Annotated in this window: 14 protein-coding genes; 1 reads left to right on the top strand and 13 read right to left on the bottom strand. The window is 46.4% G+C overall.

The window, feature by feature from the left end:
- Nucleotides 1-9: 9 nt before the first annotated feature.
- The 11 genes from BLV50_RS04220 to BLV50_RS04170 all read right to left on the bottom strand — a co-directional run bounded on the left by BLV50_RS04220 (nucleotide 10) and on the right by BLV50_RS04170 (nucleotide 16,568).
- The gene (locus BLV50_RS04220) at nucleotides 10-915 is read right to left on the bottom strand and encodes an ABC transporter permease (RefSeq protein WP_371121424.1); all 906 of its coding nucleotides are present in this window, start codon (nucleotides 913-915) and stop codon (nucleotides 10-12) included.
- A 39-nt stretch (nucleotides 916-954) separates the two neighbouring features.
- A complete protein-coding gene (locus BLV50_RS04215; protein ID WP_063565206.1) occupies nucleotides 955-1,872 on the bottom strand; it encodes an ABC transporter permease in 918 nt (305 codons plus the stop codon).
- Nucleotides 1,873-1,971: 99 nt separating this feature from the next.
- Nucleotides 1,972-3,531 (bottom strand): ABC transporter substrate-binding protein, encoded by a 1,560-nt coding sequence (locus BLV50_RS04210; RefSeq protein ID WP_072732708.1) that lies wholly within the window; start codon nucleotides 3,529-3,531, stop codon nucleotides 1,972-1,974.
- 14 nt (nucleotides 3,532-3,545) lie between these two features.
- On the bottom strand, nucleotides 3,546-4,739 hold the full coding sequence (locus tag BLV50_RS04205) for a M20 metallopeptidase family protein (RefSeq protein WP_090806081.1): 1,194 nt from the start codon (nucleotides 4,737-4,739) through the stop codon (nucleotides 3,546-3,548).
- On the bottom strand, nucleotides 4,739-5,488 hold the full coding sequence (locus BLV50_RS04200; RefSeq protein ID WP_063565209.1) for a FadR/GntR family transcriptional regulator: 750 nt from the start codon (nucleotides 5,486-5,488) through the stop codon (nucleotides 4,739-4,741). Before BLV50_RS04200 ends, BLV50_RS04205 begins: the two co-directional genes overlap by 1 nt.
- A 286-nt stretch (nucleotides 5,489-5,774) precedes the next feature.
- Entirely contained in the window at nucleotides 5,775-6,872 is a 1,098-nt protein-coding gene (locus BLV50_RS04195) for a Gfo/Idh/MocA family protein (RefSeq protein WP_072732707.1), read from the bottom strand.
- 12 nt (nucleotides 6,873-6,884) lie between these two features.
- Nucleotides 6,885-7,808: a helix-turn-helix transcriptional regulator gene (locus BLV50_RS04190; RefSeq protein WP_256337842.1), complete on the bottom strand. Its 924-nt coding sequence runs from the start codon at nucleotides 7,806-7,808 to the stop codon at nucleotides 6,885-6,887.
- Nucleotides 7,809-7,826: 18 nt separating this feature from the next.
- Nucleotides 7,827-8,831, bottom strand: coding sequence for a Gfo/Idh/MocA family protein (locus BLV50_RS04185; RefSeq protein ID WP_256337841.1), 1,005 nt, complete (start codon nucleotides 8,829-8,831; stop codon nucleotides 7,827-7,829).
- A gap of 239 nt (nucleotides 8,832-9,070) precedes the next feature.
- Nucleotides 9,071-9,829, bottom strand: a complete 759-nt coding sequence (locus tag BLV50_RS04180) for a YheC/YheD family protein (RefSeq protein WP_063565212.1) — start codon at nucleotides 9,827-9,829, stop codon at nucleotides 9,071-9,073.
- A gap of 227 nt (nucleotides 9,830-10,056) precedes the next feature.
- Complete coding sequence (locus BLV50_RS04175) at nucleotides 10,057-15,255, bottom strand: S8 family peptidase (protein WP_090806075.1); 5,199 nt, start codon at nucleotides 15,253-15,255, stop codon at nucleotides 10,057-10,059.
- A gap of 653 nt (nucleotides 15,256-15,908) precedes the next feature.
- Nucleotides 15,909-16,568, bottom strand: coding sequence for a DUF1232 domain-containing protein (locus tag BLV50_RS04170; protein ID WP_090806073.1), 660 nt, complete (start codon nucleotides 16,566-16,568; stop codon nucleotides 15,909-15,911).
- Nucleotides 16,569-16,733: 165 nt separating this feature from the next.
- Here BLV50_RS04170 and ytaF point away from each other — a divergent pair, with 165 nt between their 5' ends.
- Complete coding sequence (gene ytaF, locus BLV50_RS04165) at nucleotides 16,734-17,357, top strand: sporulation membrane protein YtaF (RefSeq protein ID WP_063565214.1); 624 nt, start codon at nucleotides 16,734-16,736, stop codon at nucleotides 17,355-17,357.
- A 115-nt stretch (nucleotides 17,358-17,472) separates the two neighbouring features.
- Here the strand turns inward: ytaF and BLV50_RS04160 are convergent, their stop codons facing one another.
- On the bottom strand, nucleotides 17,473-18,066 hold the full coding sequence (locus BLV50_RS04160) for a hydrolase (RefSeq protein WP_072732704.1): 594 nt from the start codon (nucleotides 18,064-18,066) through the stop codon (nucleotides 17,473-17,475).
- On the bottom strand, nucleotides 18,038-19,267 hold the full coding sequence (locus BLV50_RS04155; protein ID WP_072732703.1) for a multidrug efflux MFS transporter: 1,230 nt from the start codon (nucleotides 19,265-19,267) through the stop codon (nucleotides 18,038-18,040). The genes BLV50_RS04160 and BLV50_RS04155 overlap by 29 nt, the downstream gene beginning before the upstream one ends.
- Nucleotides 19,268-19,332 lie beyond the last annotated feature (65 nt).

The raw sequence follows: 19,332 nt of genomic DNA, 5'->3' as shown, positions 1-19,332 counted from the left end.
CCGTTCCTCTTATTTCTTGTTTGTATCCGTACGTGGATCAAGTACATCGCGCAGCCAATCTCCCAGGAAAATGACACCAAGAACCGTCAGCGTAATTGCTAGTCCAGGGAAAGTTGCCACCCACCAGCTTGTTGCAACATATTGTCTTCCATCACTGAGCATGCCTCCCCAGGAAATGTCAGGTGGTTTAATGCCCAGGCCCAGGAAACTGAGCGAAGCTTCCATAATAATCGTGGTCCCAACATTCATACCGCAGATCACGATAAAGGAAGATAAAATATTCGGCAGAATGTGTTTTAGAATCAATCTCCCATTCTTGGCACCGATTGATCTGGCAGCGTGTACAAAGTCCCGTTCCTTGATACTCAACACTTCACTGCGGACCACACGGGTGAAAGGCACCCAGTTCGTCACACCGATAACCAAAATCAGCGTCGTAATCCCTGGCCCTACAATAGCCATCACAACGAGCATAAACAGAATCGTAGGGATAGCCATGAATGCATCACCCACACGCATAATAACCGCATCCAGCCATTTTCCGTAAAATCCGGACAAGAGACCAAGAATAGCACCAATGATTCCGGACACGATGACTGCTCCCATACCTACAATTAATGAAACCCGCGCACCATATACGATTCGGCTCCACATGTCCCTGCCCAGATTATCCGTACCCAGCCAGTATTCAGCCGTTCCCCCATCAAGCCAAGCTGGCGGTTTAAGACGATTGAGAGGATTCACTGCACCAGGATCATGACTCGTTAACAGAGGTGCACATATGGCGATTAACACAACCAACAATACGAGCACAGCGCCAAATATTCCGGTCTTGCTGATGATCAGTTGTCTCCAGATATAGCGAAGTCCTGTTGGTGTACGTACATTCTCTTGTTCCTGTTCTGCACCCGGCATTGGCATTTCATTGCTGCCTGTCATCGATTGCACCTCCTTCTAATCGTATTTAATGCGTGGATCAAGCAGCCGGTAGGCCACATCTGTCAAAATATTGGTTACAACGACGATAAACGCAATGACAAAAACGGCGGCCTGTACAATCGCCATGTCATGGGTGTTGACTGCAACAACCAGCAACTGACCTAGCCCGGGCCAGGAGAATACCGTCTCCGTAATCAATGTTCCACCAATTAAGCTTGTGAACTGCAAACTCATAATCGTCACGACCGGAATCAATCCGTTGCGAAACGCATGTTTGCCAATCACGACCATCCGGCCAAGCCCTTTGCTCCGTGCTGTACGGATGTAATCCTGACTCAGAATTTCCAGCATGCTGGAGCGAATCAGACGAGTCATTTGTGCAGCAAGCCCTACCCCTAGCGTAAAGGCTGGCAATATCAGATGTGATACTCCGCCGCGGCCGGATACAGGTAAAACTCCCCACATCACGGAAAATAACAAAATGAGCATGATACCCATCCAAAAGTTTGGCATAGCTTTACCAATGACCGATATCCCGGAGATGATCAGATCGGTAAATGTATTACGTTTGACTGCTGAGGCAACTCCAAGCGGTACAGCCATAACAATGGCAAAAAACATCGCTGCAACAGCCAGTTCAAAGCTGGCCGGCAATCGTTCCAGTACAAGCTGTAAAGCCGGTTCTCCATAACGGAAGGATTGACCAAAGTCTCCCTGCAAGGCGCTGCCAAGGAACTTCATATACTGCGTGTATAACGGCTGGTCCAGTCCGAGTGCCTGCGTTAATACAGCGCGGTCTTCTGCAGTAGCTGTTTCGGGCAGCATCAGAGCTACCGGATCACCCGTGACGCGGACCAATATAAATACGATTAACGAAACAATGAACAGAACCGGTATAACCTGCAGTAGTGACTTCAGTACATATTTGCCCATTTCTCTGTCCACCTCCTTTTAAAAAAGAACGACAGGAACGTGGTGCAGTCCCTGCCGTTCTCGGCTTATCGTTGTCATAACAGGTTGTTCTGTCTGAAGTTACTGTGCAGGTGTAATCTCGTCAGCATAGAACATTTCATCACTACGCGGCTTGAAGTTCACACGGCTATCGGTACCATAAACCCCTTCCATCTGGTACAGATACACAGCTGGGCGATCTTCAGCAAGAATTTGCTGTACTTGCTGGTACTCTTTCTCCCTGGTAGCCGGGTCCATGTTGATAAGCGCAGACTGGAGCAATTTCTCCACTTCCGGATTGTTATAGTCCGACTCACCTTTGGCCTCTTCCAACATGTAACGATTGTAGTTATTTGAAGCATCAAAGAGGGAATTACCAATTCCGATCATGAAGATTTCCTTGAATGACTTGGAACTGTAACGTTCACTGAAAGCACTTGGTTCCAGCACGTCCAGGTTAATTTTGAAGCCCACTTGCTCCAGCATCGCTGCCACGACTTCGGCAGGCTCTTTGTATTGAGAGGATACCGAGATGGTCATCTCCGCTTCACCTTCTGCATAACCTGCTTCCTGCAACAGTTGCTTCGCCTTCTCTTGATCATAAAGCGATGTTTTGTACAACGAAGGATCTGCCCCAAAGTTGCCAGGCGTTACGGATGTGCGAGTCACAATACCTGCACCTCCGGCAATGCTGTCTACAATGCCCTGCTTGTCAATCGCCAGATCAATGGCCTCCCGAACCTTCGGATCAGCTGTGACGCTGCCCTCTGTTTGGCGGAAAATCAACTGAAGTACACGCTGAATCGGTGCTTTGACGATCTTTTTGTCTGCTTCGCCTTCAATGCGAGCAATATCTGTCGACGGTATGGATGCTGCGATATCAACACCACCAGCCAGCAGTTCCGATACACGTGTGGAAGCTTCCGGGATGACACGGAATACAACCTCATTCCATTTCGGTTCAGCATCGAAGTAATTTTCATTTTTCACCAGTTCAACGCGATCATCTTTTGTCCATTTGCTGAATTTGTATGGACCTGTGCCAACCGGTTGTTTCAGGAATTTATCGAACCCATTGTCCTTAATATATTTTGCTGGCAAGATGCCTGCCCCCATTTTGGACAGACGGTTAAGCAGCAACGGATCTGGTCCGTCTGTAATAATATCTACCGTATGTTCATCGACCGCTTTCACTTCAACAATGTTTTTGAAGTAGCTGTTTTGTTTCAGTGTGCTGTCTTTAGCTACGCGCTCCAGTGTATACTTCACATCTGCTGATGTGAATGGATCACCGTTATGGAAGGTCACGCCTTCACGGAGCTTAAAGCGCCATGTGGTGTCATTCACTTGCTCCCATGAAGTCGCGAGACCTGGAACCTTCTTCTGTTCACTATCATTTTTGATCAGATAATCAAATACGTTGACCAGTACCGCTTCACTGGATGTATTATTGTTGTTGTGCGGGTCAAAGCTCTCAATATCCGTAGCAGCTGCGATTGTAAGTGTAGTGCTGGCAGCAGTACCGCTGCCAGATTCACTGGATGCCGAATTGCTATCCGTACTCTTACCACCGCAAGCGCTCAGTACCAGTACTACAGCCAATAAAGTGATCCACATGCTAGTCCATTGTCTTTTTTTCATTTCCCATGCTCCCCCTAAGAAGTTGTGTGTCTTGCCAAATATTCAAGCGCTACGGCGGACAGCATGCCTACACCATAAGGCATGACCGTCTCATCCAGATCGAACATCGGATGGTGAAGCGGGTAACGGGTTCGCTCTTCCTCGTTCCCTGAACCCAATCGGAAGAAAACACCCGGAATCTGTTCACAATAGAATGCGAAATCTTCGCCACCCGTAGATGGCGGAATACTACTCCATCCCTTCGCCCATTCGAGTCCATCAACGGTCTCCGCAAGCAGGTCAACCATACCCAGATCGTTAACCACAACGGGGTAGCCATCACCATAGATGACCTCGTGACCCGCCCCGAACGAACTGCACACACCACTTACGACCTGTTCAATCAAGGCTGGCATGCGTTCACGAATGGCTGGGGAGAGTGTACGAACCGTGCCGATCATCTCAACCTCCGGTGCAATGGCGGTTCCCATGTAGCCTCCAGTTATTTTACCGATCGTTACCACAACCGGCTCCAGCGGGTCTACCATACGACTAGCCAGGTTCTGTAGTGCAGAGATGACCTGAGCAGATACGGCAATGGCATCGATACCTTCATGCGGCCTCGCAGCATGTCCACCCTTGCCAAGTACCCGAATCACCAGACGGTCTGCCGAGGCAAACGCCACACCTTTGCTTACCCCGACGGTACCCGTATCTTGTCCCGGAGTCATATGCAATCCTGCAATCGCGTCCACTTTCGGATTCTCAAGTACTCCATCCTGAATCATGGCACGTGCACCTGCCAATCCTTCCTCCGCAGGCTGAAACACAAATTTGATGTTACCCGCTTTCGGTCGGCCGAGGCTCGTTAGCAGCTCCGCCGCTCCCATCAGAATGGTTGTATGTGCATCATGCCCGCACAGATGCGCCTTGCCTTCTACTTGCGAACTGTACTCAGCCGACTTCTGATCTTGTATAGGCAATGCGTCCATATCTGCCCGAAGTGCAAAAGTGGGGCCCTCTGTCTCTCCTCTCAACAAGCCTACAACTCCGGTTTTTCCGACATTACGCGTCACTTCAAGACCCAGACTTTCCAAGTGTTTGGCTACGATCTCTGACGTTCTGAATTCTTCATAGCCGATTTCCGGATGGCGATGGAAATCTCTCCGCCAGGCAATGAGTTGGGGCTGCAATGCTTGTGCACGTTGATATAGTTGTGATTGGTCCATTAGTTCTCATTCCCTTCTTTGTCATCCGATTCTGATACCAGTCGGGCATAGATCGCATCAGCCGAGAATTCGATGTGTCTTTTCATGGTCTCCCGGGACTTGATGCTGTCATGTGCTTTCAGTGCTGCAAGAATCTCCATATGTATCCCATGATTGACGGAGCGGATTCGGTCATCATATGGCATTAGGTCCAATGCCGGATTAATTTTTGTTCGGATCTGTCTCACGGCCGCCTCGCAGTATGGATTCCCGGATGCCTTGGCAATGGTTAGATGGAACTTCACATCCAGAGCCCGAAACCATTCCCTTGTACAATGAGGTTCAATGCTTTGCTCCATATAAGCTTCCAGCAGCTCCAGCTCGCCTGCGGTAATCCGCTCAGCAGCCAGAAAAGCCGCTTCCGGCTCAATAATGGTCCGGTATTCAAACACTTTCAGCATCTGTTCCCAATCCCGTTTAATTTCTTCTCTTGTGCGTTTATGAGAATTGGCTGTCAGAGGCAAGACAAACGTTCCACCCTTAGCCCCCACGCGCTTCTCTATCAGACCTTTGTCTTCCAACGTAGATAACGCCTCACGTACCGTAATGCGACTTGCATTAAAAATCTCGGCCAGTTCTCGTTCCGAAGGAAGCTGTTCTTCACTCATTAATTCTTTGAGTATGATGGCTTCTTCCAGTTGTTCTCTAATAAATTCACTGACCTTTTTGGTAGATACTTTTTCAAAACGAAATGAAAACGTACTGGACATGCAAACACTCCGATCTGTAAATGGTCTAGACCTTATACCATTAATATAATTCCGACTAAACAGATATGCAATACTTTTTTTTGAATATATTTAAAAATAGTTTTCAACTCGACCCGTTTTCCAAATAAAAAAAGATGCATCTGCATTAGACAGAAACATCTTTTTAATTTGGATTATTCTCTCTATATACGTACAGAAGTAAGGCACGGTATAGACAAATGGATAGCGTATAAAAGAACAAAAACCTTTATCCTCCTGATGAGGATAAAGGTTTTTGGAATGTATTTTAGGCTTGATTGGATTCGTTCATGTAAACGGCTTTACCTGTACGAGCGGACTCATAGAGTGCCTCCAGGATCTGTGAAACCACCAAAGCCTGTTTAGGAGTTACAACCGGCTCCAGATCTTTATCGATCGCTTCAATCCATTTTCTCATCTCTACATCCGGTGCACTTTCACTCTTTCCATCGTAGAAAGCGACCCCGCCTGCACTCAGTTCAATTTCGTTGGTGTACAAACGGCTGAATTTCTCGCCATTGATGCGCAGGCCATTCTTCATATCTGCACCCGCTTCGCTTCCGCTCAAGCTGCATTTCGCTTCATCCACGTCCAGTGAATTGAGCGCCCAGCTAGATTCCAGCATAATTGTCGCGCCATTCTCCATTACGATCATACCGAAAGCGGAATCTTCAACCGAGAATTTTTCCGGGTCCCATGGGCCCCATGCATTCGCTGCATTTTCTCTTTGTGAAAGCTCGTGATACGTTGTGCCCAGAACAACCTTCGGTTGATAGTTATCCATCATCCACAGCGTCAGGTCAAGTGCATGTGTACCGATGTCAATCAACGGTCCGCCGCCTTGTTTTTCCTCATCAAGGAAAACACCCCAAGTTGGTACTGCTCTTCTTCTGATCGCATGTGCTTTGGCAAAGTAAATCGAACCCAGTTCGCCAGCTTCACACAGCTGCTTCAGGTACAAGCTGTCTTCTCTGAAACGGTTATTGTATCCGATGGTCAGTTTTTTACCCGTACGTTCGGCTGCTTCAAGCATTTTTTGCGCTTCAGCAGATGTCTTGGCCATTGGTTTTTCACACATCACATGTTTTCCGGATTCCAGTGCGGCGATAGAAATCTCTGCGTGAGAGATATTTGGCGTAAGAACATGAACAATATCAATCGTTTCATCCTGAAGTAATTCTTGATAATCCGTGTATACCTGTGCTTCGGAACTACCATACTTTTCTTTGGCTTCTTCTGCACGTTCCTGAACGATATCACAGAAAGCAACCAGTTCTACATTATCAAGCTTGCTCAAACTTGGCAGATGTTTGCCGTTTGCAATCCCGCCACAGCCAATAATCCCTACACGATACGTTTTACTCATATCTAATCACCCTCACTTTTGGTTTGGTTGTTTCATTTTACGGAAAGCCGATGGGGTCATCCCCAGACGCTTGCGAAAAACAGCATGTAAATAATTAGCATTGGTAAACCCTGAAGCCAGGGCAATTTGTTCGATGGAAACATGACTTTCTTCCAGATTGCGGCACACCGCGCGCAGGCGGATATCCTCCAACACACGGCTGAAAGGCATTTCCGGCTGAACCTGATAAAAGATTCGTTGCAGTTGTCTGCTGCTAATATGCAGCTTCTCCGCTACATTCTCCAGCGTTACTGCTGAGGGATGATTTGCCTCCATATACTGAATGGCATAATCGTACCTGTACACAGACATGTCTCGCACAGGAGCCTCCGCCCGATTCCCCCCGATATCGTAGGCTCGGACGGTTTTCAGCAGAATACTGATCACCTGCTGCTTAATGGACGTGTAATATCCAATCAGTTTACGGTCACAAGCCTCATAAGCTTCCAGGAAACAGTTCATGGCGCGATGATAATCATGTACCGGAGCAAGAGGAAGTGTTCTAAGCTTTTCGATCGTTTCCTCTGACTCTGCTGCCTCCCCGGGATCTACACCCTCTCTGGGATGTTCAATGATATCCACATGCAGGCATAGTTCATCCATGGCCTCTTGGGAATCCGCCTCCTGATAATGAACAAGACCCGGACCCGTTAAATACAGCATGCCTTCAGAGAGCGGATGCATCTCATCCCCCAGAATGACTTTTCCTTTCCCTCTCGGGATGAAATGTAACTCGAATTCCGCATGGTTATGAAAATCAACGATTCTGCCTGCTGGAAAAGAAGTCAGATGAAATCGCAGAACTCGTATCTCGTAGTGTCCCCACAGGATCGAGACATCCAATCTTTCCAGGATATCCTGTCGTTCAAGCATCTTCTCAAAAGGATATCGGCTCAATGCGGCACCTCCCAAACCCTATCCCTGTAACTCCTTCAAGGAGATTTTGCGCCCTTCCTTCGCAGAAAGGTTGGCAGCCTCCATCAGGCGAGTCAATTGAGTAGCCGTCTGCAAATTCTCGGTAGCAATCGTATCATTCTGAATATGGGATACCCACTGGCTGAATGCGCTTTCTCTTCTGTCCAGCAAAGGAATCTCTGTCCATTCCTTCTGTTGATCTGAACCAACATTCGTGCGGATTAGCAGCTTATCCTCTGGTGTTCCGTATAAAAGTGTGCCTTCCGTACCATGAACCTCTATCGCAAACGGCGAATGACTGTTCACAAACCCAGCCTCGACTACACCGATTGCTCCGGAATCCGTAAATAACGTAGCAACCGCGTTATCTTCCACTTCTTTTCCAGTAACATATCCGAAATTAGCATTAACCCCAGTCACTTCTTGACCCAGGAACAGATTCGTCAGATACATCGGATGACAACCGAGGTCAATTAATGCCCCGCCCTGACAATCTTCCAGATGATAAAAATGCTCAGGCAGCCAATTGCCAATCGCACCGTTATGCGATAAACGCACACGAACATAAGTCACCTTACCAAGTAGTCCTTGGTTCAGAACATCTTGAATCGTTAATGTATATCCATCGTTCAAACGCGGTAAAGATACCGTCATTTTCACTCCGTTATCCTGTACATCCGAAATGATCGTATTTACTTCTTTAATCGTTGAAGCGATAACTTTTTCTGTGAAAATGTGTTTGCCCGCTTTCGCAGCAGCAGTGATCACCTCTTCGTGAAGACGTGTCGGTGCATCCACAATGACGGCATCGATGTTGTCCTGTGTTAGCATATCTTCCAGAGAAGCATAGAATGGCACGTTCAAACGTTCAGCAGCTTCCTGTCCGCGCTCGGCATCTTCATCCCATACAGCAGCCATCACCGTATCTTCGTGCTCCTGAGCCTGTTTAATATAATCCCAGGCATGTACGTGCCATAAGCTTATTTTACCTATTCGAATGGTCACTATGATTAACCTCCATACTATATGATATTCTGACATCTAACTATAAATTAACACAGACCTGATCTAATTTTAATAGGAACTTACGACAATAACTATATAAAATTACGACATGAATTAGAATGACCTTCTTAAGAAAACAAGCAAAAAAGCTTCCTGCTCACCAAGTCGTGATAATAGGAAGCTTTCTCTGCATGTAACAATTCGGAATCAAGGATGTCCAAAGTTAAGCTGAAGATATTTTATGGCTTATGATCCGTATGGCGGAAATACCGAATTACCTTGCGATACATCGTCTTGTCTTTTAATTGTTTAAAAATATAAGGGTCCGGCTTGGCATTCACTTCAATGACCCAGGGTGTCAGACTTTGATCCAGTCCAATATCCACGCCAATTCCCTTCAATCGCTTGTATTTCTTGTTCATATGACGAGCTATCCCAACACCCAGCTTATTCATCTCCTGAATCAGTTCATTTCTGCGCTTTGCGGACACATGAGATTCCAGAAGCTTATGAATATCCATTGGCTGACCGCCGTTATGATAATTGGTTACTATTTTTTTGGAATGTCCAAGTCGACCGATAACCCCCGTTGCTTCCCACTGCTGTTCTGGGCTTAACTGTACCATGACCCGGATGTCAAAGCGCCTGTTGTTGTGTTTTAGCAAATGTATTCCTCTTTGAATGAGATAGCTTCGCTGTTTCACAACGTGTGCAAGACTTTTATAGAACGAATCAAAGCTATTAAACGTCAGACGTTTTTGATTCATCTGATACGCAAAATCATGTTGATTTTCCATCTCAGCCTTAATGACGCCCACTCCATGAGTTCCTATTTCAGGCTTGATATATAACATTCCATATCTGGCTATCATGGATTTTAGATTCACCTTGTTAAACTTTTGTGTATCAGGTATGAACGGTTTTATTGAATCATTATTGATAAGCTGCTTTGTTTTTAGCCATTTGCTTCTTAACGGTTGTGATTTCTCAATACCCACAGATCGTTCCTCCAGTCTTCATATTGAACACATATCGCTGTTTCATTAAGTTCATGCATCATATGCAATATCATTGAACGAATCTTAGGCAATACTTCTTGAATTTACATACAAAAAGCCGACAAGCCCCTCTTCTTTGGGCTTGTCGGCTTTTGACTTTACATTTTCAAATCATCGTTTCTGTTTCAATTTGAAGCTGGATTATAAGCATCTCCGTGATGCTTCGATTAAGGTAACAGATTTTCGTCAACTGGCACATTCGTGTCGGGAGCTTCTGCTGCAGATACGAATAACCGTCCTGGCGCTTCCACTTCGACTTTGTTTCCTGCTGCATCCTGAGCACGGATCACGATCACTCCACCCTCAAGCACCAGCGAAGAAGCGGTGGTATAGGTACCTGTATAATGACCAGGTTCCGTTTCCACCAATGGAATCTCTGCGCCAGCCTGTGGGCTCAAATTGGATGGCAGTTCAATCCGGAAAGAGGCCTGTAATTTGGGGATACTGTCAAACGAAACCGTTACGGTTTCTCCTGCCACAATCCGTACATCCTCAGCCGGAGAGATATTGGTCAGTTCAGGCAAAGACGTTTCCACATAAACAGTCCGTGTCACGGTTGTTTTATTGCCTGCAATATCTGTCGCAATGATTGTAATCGTGTTCTTGCCCTCATTCACAAGTACGCGGTGATTAAAGCTTCTGTCTTGCTCCAATTTCACCTTCTGTCCGTTAATGGTCACTTTGTCGAGGAATTGGTCCTGTACATCGCCCGTCACATGAACCACTTCTGTGTTAGTTCGACTTCCTTCTTCAGGTGTAAGGACAGTTAACACAGGTGCTGTCTGATCCAAGATGATCACAACTGGAAGGGAGCGATCGGTCGTTTTCCCGTTAACTACCGCCTCGGCAGTAATGGCATTAACCCCTGCACGAAGTTTAACATTCAGCTTAAATTTTCCATTCTCCACTGTCGTTGTTCCCGCTACTTCTTTTCCATTATATACCTTGATCTGGGCTCCTGAAGCTGGAGAAGTTCCAGACACAGCAAATGTCGACTGATTGGTATAGGTGCTCGTCGGTTGTGTGAGTACAGGTGCATTCACTGGATATTTCACGACTGCACGAATCATATAGTTACCCTCTTCTGCTGGTGCAGTACTCCATACGCCACCTACACGCTGCCAGCTCCGCCCTGCATTCACACCGTTTTCATCGGTTGCGAGTCCAGGTGCGCTCGTTCCAACAGCAGTCTGTACATACACGATATAGAAATCGCCTTGCACCACTACTGGCTCAGGAAATTCAACGGTTGTCCACTGATCATTGCGCAATGCCGTACCGTCGAAAGGTCCTGCCAGCAATCGGCCTGGCGCTCCACCCGATCCGGAGGCATCATAGACGGCATATTTGAATGCTGTTCCACCTGGTACAGGCCATTGTGTATTCCAGAATCGAAGTGATGCACCTGTAAGCTGTGCTGTCTCTAGTTCTGGCGTCATACGTACAGCCCATGCGTTATCTGCGGCCACAAAGGCTCTTGCATTTTCAGCCGTTCCATCGTCATAAGCGATTTTACCAGGAAATCCGATAAATGGTTTTAAGGCAACTTTCGCTTCGACTGTACCGTTTCCAGGTACTGTTACATTTACCGTTTTGCTATAGTAGTCCGTCTTGATGATCGATAACGTATAGCTTCCTTCCAGAACATCCAGAGCAAATTTACCGTCTGCTCCTGTGCGTACAGCACCTACTTGAGCATCTTCCAACACGAGGACGGATGCTCCAGCGATAGGTTTCCCTGTCCGTTCATCGCTCACAATACCTTCAATCTTTCCTTGAGGAATGGTTTCCAGATTGAAGTTGGCTGTTGCTCCACTTCCATCCGTGATGGTTACCGCCTTCGTTTGAGGATAATAGCCATAGGCCTCAGCCTTCAACGTGTAATCACCCGCCACGTGAGTGAAGCTGTATTTGCCTGTCGTCGGGTCCGTCTTCACTGAACGTCCTGTTTCCAGAACAGTGACCGTTGCACTTGCAGGCAAACTTTGCGGCGTTACAGAACCTGTTCCAGGTTTCTGTACTTCGGGCTGTTCCTGTTTGGTTTTATTAAATTCGGCCTTGTCCGTACTTGAAATTTTGTACCAAGAAGTATCATATTCCGGCTTAGGCTTGTCGCTGTTCAGAACAACTGCCGTATCTTTTGTAACCGTCTCAGCGGCGATACCCAGAATGCGGAAGTCATCGATGTACCAGCCTTGCTTGACGACACTGCTGTCTGAAGTCAATCTGAACCGGAATTGAACTTCATTCCCCATCAAAGCTGCCAGATCGTAAAATACCGGAGTCCATTGTTTTCCATTTGAAGAATGAGAGAATTTACCGAGCTCCGACCATGTGTTGCCACCGTCTTTCGTGGCTTCAACATAACCGTAATCGTATCCACTTTCGATTTCATACCAATGATTGAACGTCAGCGTAGCTTGATCCACCTGAGTTAGATCCACGACTGGCGATACCAGAGAATAGTTAGAACCGTTCTCATAGGTACTGTCCAGATCGGTTGCCCAAACATTCGGCGGAGAAACCGCACTGGCAGGTCCAACGACAGGTACTCCGCGTTCCCACTCGTCCTTGGTGCCGGAATGAGTCCACTCATTGTCACTGTTGCCATCAAAGTGATCGATGAAGATATCTTCAGGGACCTCCACGGTCACGGATACCTCATTCGACTTGTCACTCTCATTGCCACTATAATCAAGAGCGGCTACCGTATAAAAATAAGTCGAATCTGTTACTGTAGCCGTATCCGTAAATGTCGTTGCAGATGTATTTCCGAGCAATTCATAACCTGTGCCTGAATTCGTTGAACGATATACGTTGTAGGATTTCAGATCCTCATCGTCCGATCCCGTCCAGGACAAGTTTACATTCCCCAGTATGTCGGCAGAAGCGGACAATCCGCTTGGTGCTCCCGGTGCAATATCATCTGGAGCTTGTACTGAAAAGTCATCGATATACCAACCAGCCTTCTGAACGGAATTGTCACTGGTCAGATTAAACTTGATAAATACCTGTTGACCGGCGTATTCACGCAAGTCAATATATTGCGTTTTCCAGCCTCCACCGGCACCTGTAAAACTCAATGCCTCTTCAAATACGAAGTCACTATCCTCTGTTGCAATGTACACTTTGCCAAAATCGATATTGCTCTCCAAATCATACCAGTGCTTGAAGGATAACAATGCTCCCTCAGGGCTCTGGGTAAGATCAATTGGTGGTGCAAGTAAGTAAGCATTACTGTTGGCTGCATAAGTCCCAGTCAGATTAGTTGCAATCACTTTGTCACCAGAGTAGGCACTTCCCGGTCCACTTGTTGGTGCTCCCCATGCCCAAGTGTTGCCAACTCCACCCGAAGTAAAGCCCAGATTGTCTTCCTCAAAATCTTGCAGATACCCAGGCTGGACTCCATTGGAGACAGCAACCTTGTAAACTTCACTCTCGAATCCGTTGTTGCCATAATCATTGACCCGGATATAGTACTCCAAACCCTGTGACTCGATTAGAAATGCCGGAATTGTCGCTGTATAAGTTCCATCTTTGGCATCCCCAGCTACTCGATTCATCGGCAGATATACGTATTGGCTCGTGCCCGTTGTTTTGGCAAATGCCTCCACTGTGGTTACACCGACATTATCGGTAACACGTGCAGTCAGTGGAATATCAAGCCCCGTAAAGGCAGAATTGACAGGCGTATGTTCCAGGACCGGCGCTTCCAGATCGTCACCTGCTGTGACAACCCTGCCAGATACCGTGCCTATGCCTTCGAGGACAGAGCCCACAGCATCCAGTGCATTGATAATGCCGTGACCGTAACCGTTATTTGGCGAATTTGGATACCGGCTGTCTGTTCTCGGTGTCGCTGTATCCATAATGATCTGCTCTAACTGATCAACCGTAAGGGAATGATTAGCTTGAAGCAGGAGTGCGGCCAGTGCAGTGGTATGCGGGCCTGCCATGGACGTGCCGTTCCAGCCACCCTCATATACTCCGCCCGGAACAGAGGAACGGATGTTAACACCTGGAGCCGAAACTTCCGGCTTAATTTCCTCATAAGGGGAAGGACCAAGAAGGGAAAAAGAAGCCAGATTCCCGTTGATATCCGTTGCTCCCGTAGCGAAGCTCTCTGGATAATTCGCAGGGTTCGCCACCGAACCTGGACCTCCCGGATTCGTCAGTGTCACATTCCCGGCTGAAAATTCCGGAAAGATCTGTGCATCACGCCAAGCCTGTACCATTGGACGGAACCACTCGTCCAATCCTGGACCACCACCCCAGGAATTGTTAACCACATCCGGGGCAAGCTCAGGATGCAAGTTTCCTTCAGCATCCACTGGAGCAATCAGCCATTGACCGCCATCCAGTATAATGGCATCCGTGGTACTCGGATTGAAAATCCGAACGGCAATCCATTTTGCCCCTGGAGCAACCCCAATCTTGTTGGTGCCGTTCGCTTCGGAGCCTACCATCGTACCCATGGTATGTGTACCATGACCATCTCCATCCGCAGGAAGCGAAGCATTGCTATGGGGATCGTACCAGCTTAGTTCGGGATCAACGATATTTCCCGAAGCATCAAGCCCTCTCCATTTGCTGCGGAGAGCCGGATGGGTATAATCAACCCCGCTGTCCAGGTTGGCAACAACGATTCCTGTACCGTCGATTCCTCTATCCCAGACTGCTGGCGCGTTGATAGAATCGATATTCCATTCTACGTTCTCTGTCTGCAGGCTCTTATCGTTAGCCGCTGCGCTTTCTTTCGCTGGCGACTCTTTTGCCGGGATCGTTGTAGTGTCTGCCGCAGGGGCTGCGGTTGCTTTTTCATTGCTGACCTCGGTTTTTTGCAGAAAACGCTCCTCATTTGGTAATATTTTATCTACCTCAGGCAGAAGTGCAATCTGTTCCATGACTTCTTTGGTGCTCGTTACTGCGAGTGCATTAACGATAAAATAGCTTTTATATTCTTTGACCTTGCCAAGGTCAAGTTCCTTTTCAAGAAAACTTTCAAGTGTGTACTGAGATCGCGAGGCCGTTTCCCGCAGAGAACTGACAACGGTGCTTCGTACCGACAGTTTCGTTGCCGAAGCCGTTTGCTTTTCGATTGTTGCCTTTTGCATGGCTTGTTTGGAGACAGAGGCAGTATCTACCTGTTCTTTCATTTTCACCAGATAAGTTACATAATCATTACTCTCAAATTCCTTGCTTAATTTGGCGTTGACTTTGGAAGTAGTGATTTTGTCCGAACTGGATTTCATGTCAATCTTCTGCGATGCGGCGTTTTCAGCTGAAACCGGTTGTATGATAGATAATGCAAGGAGAAGCGACAGGCCCATGGACAGCGGCTTGCGTAAACGATTCATCTTTATCAAACTTTTCCACTCCTTTTACCCGGTTTTTGTAATACAGTGATTTACTGTATCCATTTCTAAAAATGAAAACGATGAAACGGCCTCAACATGGGCAGACGTGTTGCGTTCATTTACATCAAGCCTCACCTCCTTTACAGGACAGGTTATTAAATTACATCGCATGTGAAAGATTATAGATAGCCAAATTTAGCGTATATGGAAGAGGTGAATTTCAGATCAATTAATCTTGTGGGTGGAAGTTTATTCGCATTCATTAAGGAGGGTAATCACCGGCGTTAGCAAGAACGCTTACTTTACATGGGAGTATGATTGATCTGGATAGATCAGGAGATTTCTTGAATATGTACAAACACTTTTAAAATTACATATAATATAAAATTTAGAATCTAATTGTATATTTATGGTATATTATAGAGTCATAAAAAGAGATATACAAGCAATTTTATAGAAAATAATAGAAAATAAGCCTTTTTAATGCTTTCATAAGTCTAATGACTCTCCGTTAATCATATGTTTTTCGCAAATGTGAATACCACGGCTTTTTAATTGATCCAAACAGTTCTTTATAACTATGACTGATTCACTCAGATAGTAAAAAGAACGACGCGAGAAACTTCGCGCCGTTCTTTTGGGGTTCTCCCAAACCAACCTTGTCATGTTCGTTGTTTCAGACGATCCAACACCAGATACACAACGATGGCATCATCCAGATAACCAATCGGAAAGAGATAGTCCGGGATCAGATCCGCAGACGAAATAAAATATAACAATGCACTACCGATCAGAGAACGATCGTTCTCGGGTGTAATCTCATCACAGTATTGAATATGCATTTCCTTCAAATGTTCAATGAACGGTCCTGCACCGTTTATCTGATTGATTTTTAGATCAAACTCCTTACATATTATTCGATGCCCTTCATCTGTACGTGCATATTGTTCGTACTTAATCATTTCCTGTTCTATCCGCTCTGTTGTCACATCGAGGTCAAATAATTTCGTATGTTGCAGGACCTTCTTGATCGATTCAAGCGAATCCAGAATCCCCCGCTCGGCCACTCTTTTTGCGTTATCGATTTTGTAGCCTGCAGCCTCAATGAGATGATCCAGAGATACATCCAAATGTTCGGAAAAGATCTGTAAATGCGTGAGCTTCGGTTGCTGCTTTCCGTTCAGAATCCGAGAAATGGTGGCCGTGTCCATTCCGCACAACGTACTGAATTTGCGCATCGAGAGAGAGCGTCTGGCAAGCAGAGGCTTGATCAAATCTCCGATATGGCAATCCTTTGTTTGATCATTTGCTCTCACCAGCATCCCTCCAGAGATATGATCGATAGTCTAGTATATGGGACAATGTGGTGAAAGTTTACTTTATTCTTTCTTCATCAGCAGCGTTTTGTTGCATTTTTCTCAAGGACGGGCACATGAATCTCAACACGACATACATTAAGAGCAGAATACAGATCATGAGGTGATTTTATGGCGTGGATGCTCATTCTTGCTTTGGCCGTCTCTTCGAGTCTTGACAATCTGGGTGTCGGACTATCGTACGGGATCAGAAAAATCAGAATCAGCCTATTTTCGAATTTTTTGATTGCCGTTGTTTGTTTATTGTTCAGTTATTCAGGCATTTTGTTCGGAAAATGGATTTCGATCGTGCTACCTGGCGTTTTCCCTATACTACTGGGGACATTTATCCTACTCGTTATCGGTTTTCGTATCATCTTGTTATCCGTTCCCCGTAAGAAGAAAGATCACGAAGAGACCGATTCCCAAACCCTTGGGATCGGGTCTATTTTACAAAATCCGGAACGGGTAGATTTGGACAAATCGAATCATATTGGAGTTCTGGAAGCATTGATTCTGGGTGTTGCCCTTTCGACAAACGCACTGACGAATGGCTTAAGCGCAGGGCTGATGGGCTTATCCCCCTTGTATATTTCCCTTACCGCAGCGATCGGCAGTTTTGTTACCGTATGGTTTGGCGTGTGGATGGGGTCCAAAGCGGCAAACGTTCGTATTGGTTCATTCACATTGGGACAATTCGGAACGCTTGTCAGCGGGGTTCTCTTATTGCTGATTGCAGCCAATAATTTGTTCTGATCATGTATGCAAATTCCAAAAAGGAGACATCTGATCAGATGTCTCCTTTTTGAGCATGTTAAACCTTTTGTTAACGGATTATTGTCTTGTCAGAATCCTGGGTTATTTACCCGTCTTATTTCAGTGCCGTAACCACTTCTTCACTGGAGCGAATCCGACCCAATCTAGGGAAAATGGTTTTACAAACGTAGTCATGCTCTTCCTTGGTAGCAGCTGTCATTGCATCTTCTACAAAAATCTGTTGATAACCGTGCTGATAAGCTTCTCTGGCTGTAGTATCCACTCCGATTGACGTAGAAACGCCACATAATACAATGGTATCTATTCCCCGACGTCGCAACTGGAGGTCCAGATCCGTACCGAAAAAAGCACCCCATTGACGTTTGGCAACCGTATGATAAGGAGTATGGGCAGTCATTTCAGGCACGAATTGATCCCAGTCTGCGCTAAACTGAATCGCTCCCCGTTCCAGATCCGTCTTTGGTTTCAACATGTCTTTTCCATCGACTGAAGAGACTTTTACAAGCACCACAAAAGCTCCCTTTTCCGTGAAAGCCTGTGCTAACTTGGCCGCATTCTGCACCACCTGCTCACCTGTATGTGGAGACTGTAGCGGGCTATTCACAATCCCCTTTTGCAAATCAATCACGACCAGCGCTGTTTTTTCAGCTGTAAGCTGTTCAGCTTCTGCTTTTTTCAAGTTTTCCATGATCTTCTCTCCCAATCGTTTCAAGTTTTTTGTATACCTTAAAATACACCCAGCCAGCATTAATCAATATCAATGCACTGGTAATCAAGAACACATATCGTATTCCCATCCAGGCAGCCACTTGTCCGCCTAAAACAGCACCGCCGAATACTCCCAGATATCCTGCTGACATGTTAAAACCGAACATTCTACCAGTCAGGGAAGCTGGTGTAATTTTTTTGATCAGAGTATTCACCGAAGGAATTAGCCCAGCTGCCGCCAATCCCAATAAGAAACGCAGGCCCATCAACTGCCACGGACTCGTTACAAACGCCTGTGCTATGAAGAGAATTCCGGCAGCTAGAAGAGCAACCAATATGACCTTCTGTGCACCTATTTGGTCCGAAAGCTTACCCAGTCTTGGCGCAGCAATGAGATTGGCCAATCCTGATGCCGAGAACACGATTCCAGCCAACAGAGCAACATGCGAAGTGTTACCGGAAAGCTGCGTAATATATACGGTAATGATAGGCTCCACCGAATATAAGGCCACAGTGAGTACAAAAAAAGTAACAAACAAGTTAATCGTCAGACTTTTCTCGGGCACTTTTCGCCATACTTCCCTAAGACCAAGCACCACCTTGTCCTCTCGCGTGAACGATTCTTTCACAAACAAAGCGGTCGTAATAAAGGCAATCATCATCAGCCCACCCGTTATAAAAAACGAATTTTGGAGCCCCCAATTTACCCCTATGAATCCACCAATTGTCGGACCGATCAAGGAACCTGCGATGTTGGCGGTTGAAAGTGTTCCCAAAGCATAGCCCGCATGTTTGGAATCGGTTTGGGTCGCTATCAGCGTTGTACAGGCGGTGCTATATCCTGTGATGACACCCTGTAGCAGCCGAAGTCCAATGAGCATATACACATTTGTTGAGAACCCCATACAACCTACCACTACAGCCATCCCCAAACTGGCTCGAAGTAGCATTGGTTTTCTCCCCCATCGGTCGGCAGCCGCTCCCCATATGGGGGAGAAAATGGCGGAAAGTATAAACGTGATGCCAAAGGCAATTCCGGAGAATTGGGCAATCGCTGCTGAGTCATTCACACCAAGCTGCTTGATGTACAGCGGCAAAATCGGTGCGATCTGACTCATGCCTACTCCGGTCACAAACATTCCGAACCAGCATACAATCAAATTTCTTTTCCACAGCGGCATATCAACAAGCCTTCCTCCCGCTTCAGAATCATATCCTCATCTTAGCCATCAGAACGGCTATGCAC

This window comes from Paenibacillus sp. 276b (assembly GCF_900107875.1).
GTDB classification, from domain to species: domain Bacteria; phylum Bacillota; class Bacilli; order Paenibacillales; family Paenibacillaceae; genus Paenibacillus; species Paenibacillus marchantiae.
Note: the sequence above shows the minus strand (reverse complement) of the source record. Positions and strands in the feature narration are given on the sequence as shown.

Coding starts and splice junctions, on each gene's coding strand:
- BLV50_RS04220 (WP_371121424.1), bottom strand. CDS start 915: ATGCCGGGTGCAGAACAGGAACAAGAGAATGTACGTACACCAACAGGA.
- BLV50_RS04215 (WP_063565206.1), bottom strand. CDS start 1,872: ATGGGCAAATATGTACTGAAGTCACTACTGCAGGTTATACCGGTTCTG.
- BLV50_RS04210 (WP_072732708.1), bottom strand. CDS start 3,531: ATGAAAAAAAGACAATGGACTAGCATGTGGATCACTTTATTGGCTGTA.
- BLV50_RS04205 (WP_090806081.1), bottom strand. CDS start 4,739: ATGGACCAATCACAACTATATCAACGTGCACAAGCATTGCAGCCCCAA.
- BLV50_RS04200 (WP_063565209.1), bottom strand. CDS start 5,488: ATGTCCAGTACGTTTTCATTTCGTTTTGAAAAAGTATCTACCAAAAAG.
- BLV50_RS04195 (WP_072732707.1), bottom strand. CDS start 6,872: ATGAGTAAAACGTATCGTGTAGGGATTATTGGCTGTGGCGGGATTGCA.
- BLV50_RS04170 (WP_090806073.1), bottom strand. CDS start 16,568: ATGCTGGTGAGAGCAAATGATCAAACAAAGGATTGCCATATCGGAGAT.
- ytaF (WP_063565214.1), top strand. CDS start 16,734: ATGGCGTGGATGCTCATTCTTGCTTTGGCCGTCTCTTCGAGTCTTGAC.
- BLV50_RS04160 (WP_072732704.1), bottom strand. CDS start 18,066: ATGGAAAACTTGAAAAAAGCAGAAGCTGAACAGCTTACAGCTGAAAAA.
- BLV50_RS04155 (WP_072732703.1), bottom strand. CDS start 19,267: ATGCCGCTGTGGAAAAGAAATTTGATTGTATGCTGGTTCGGAATGTTT.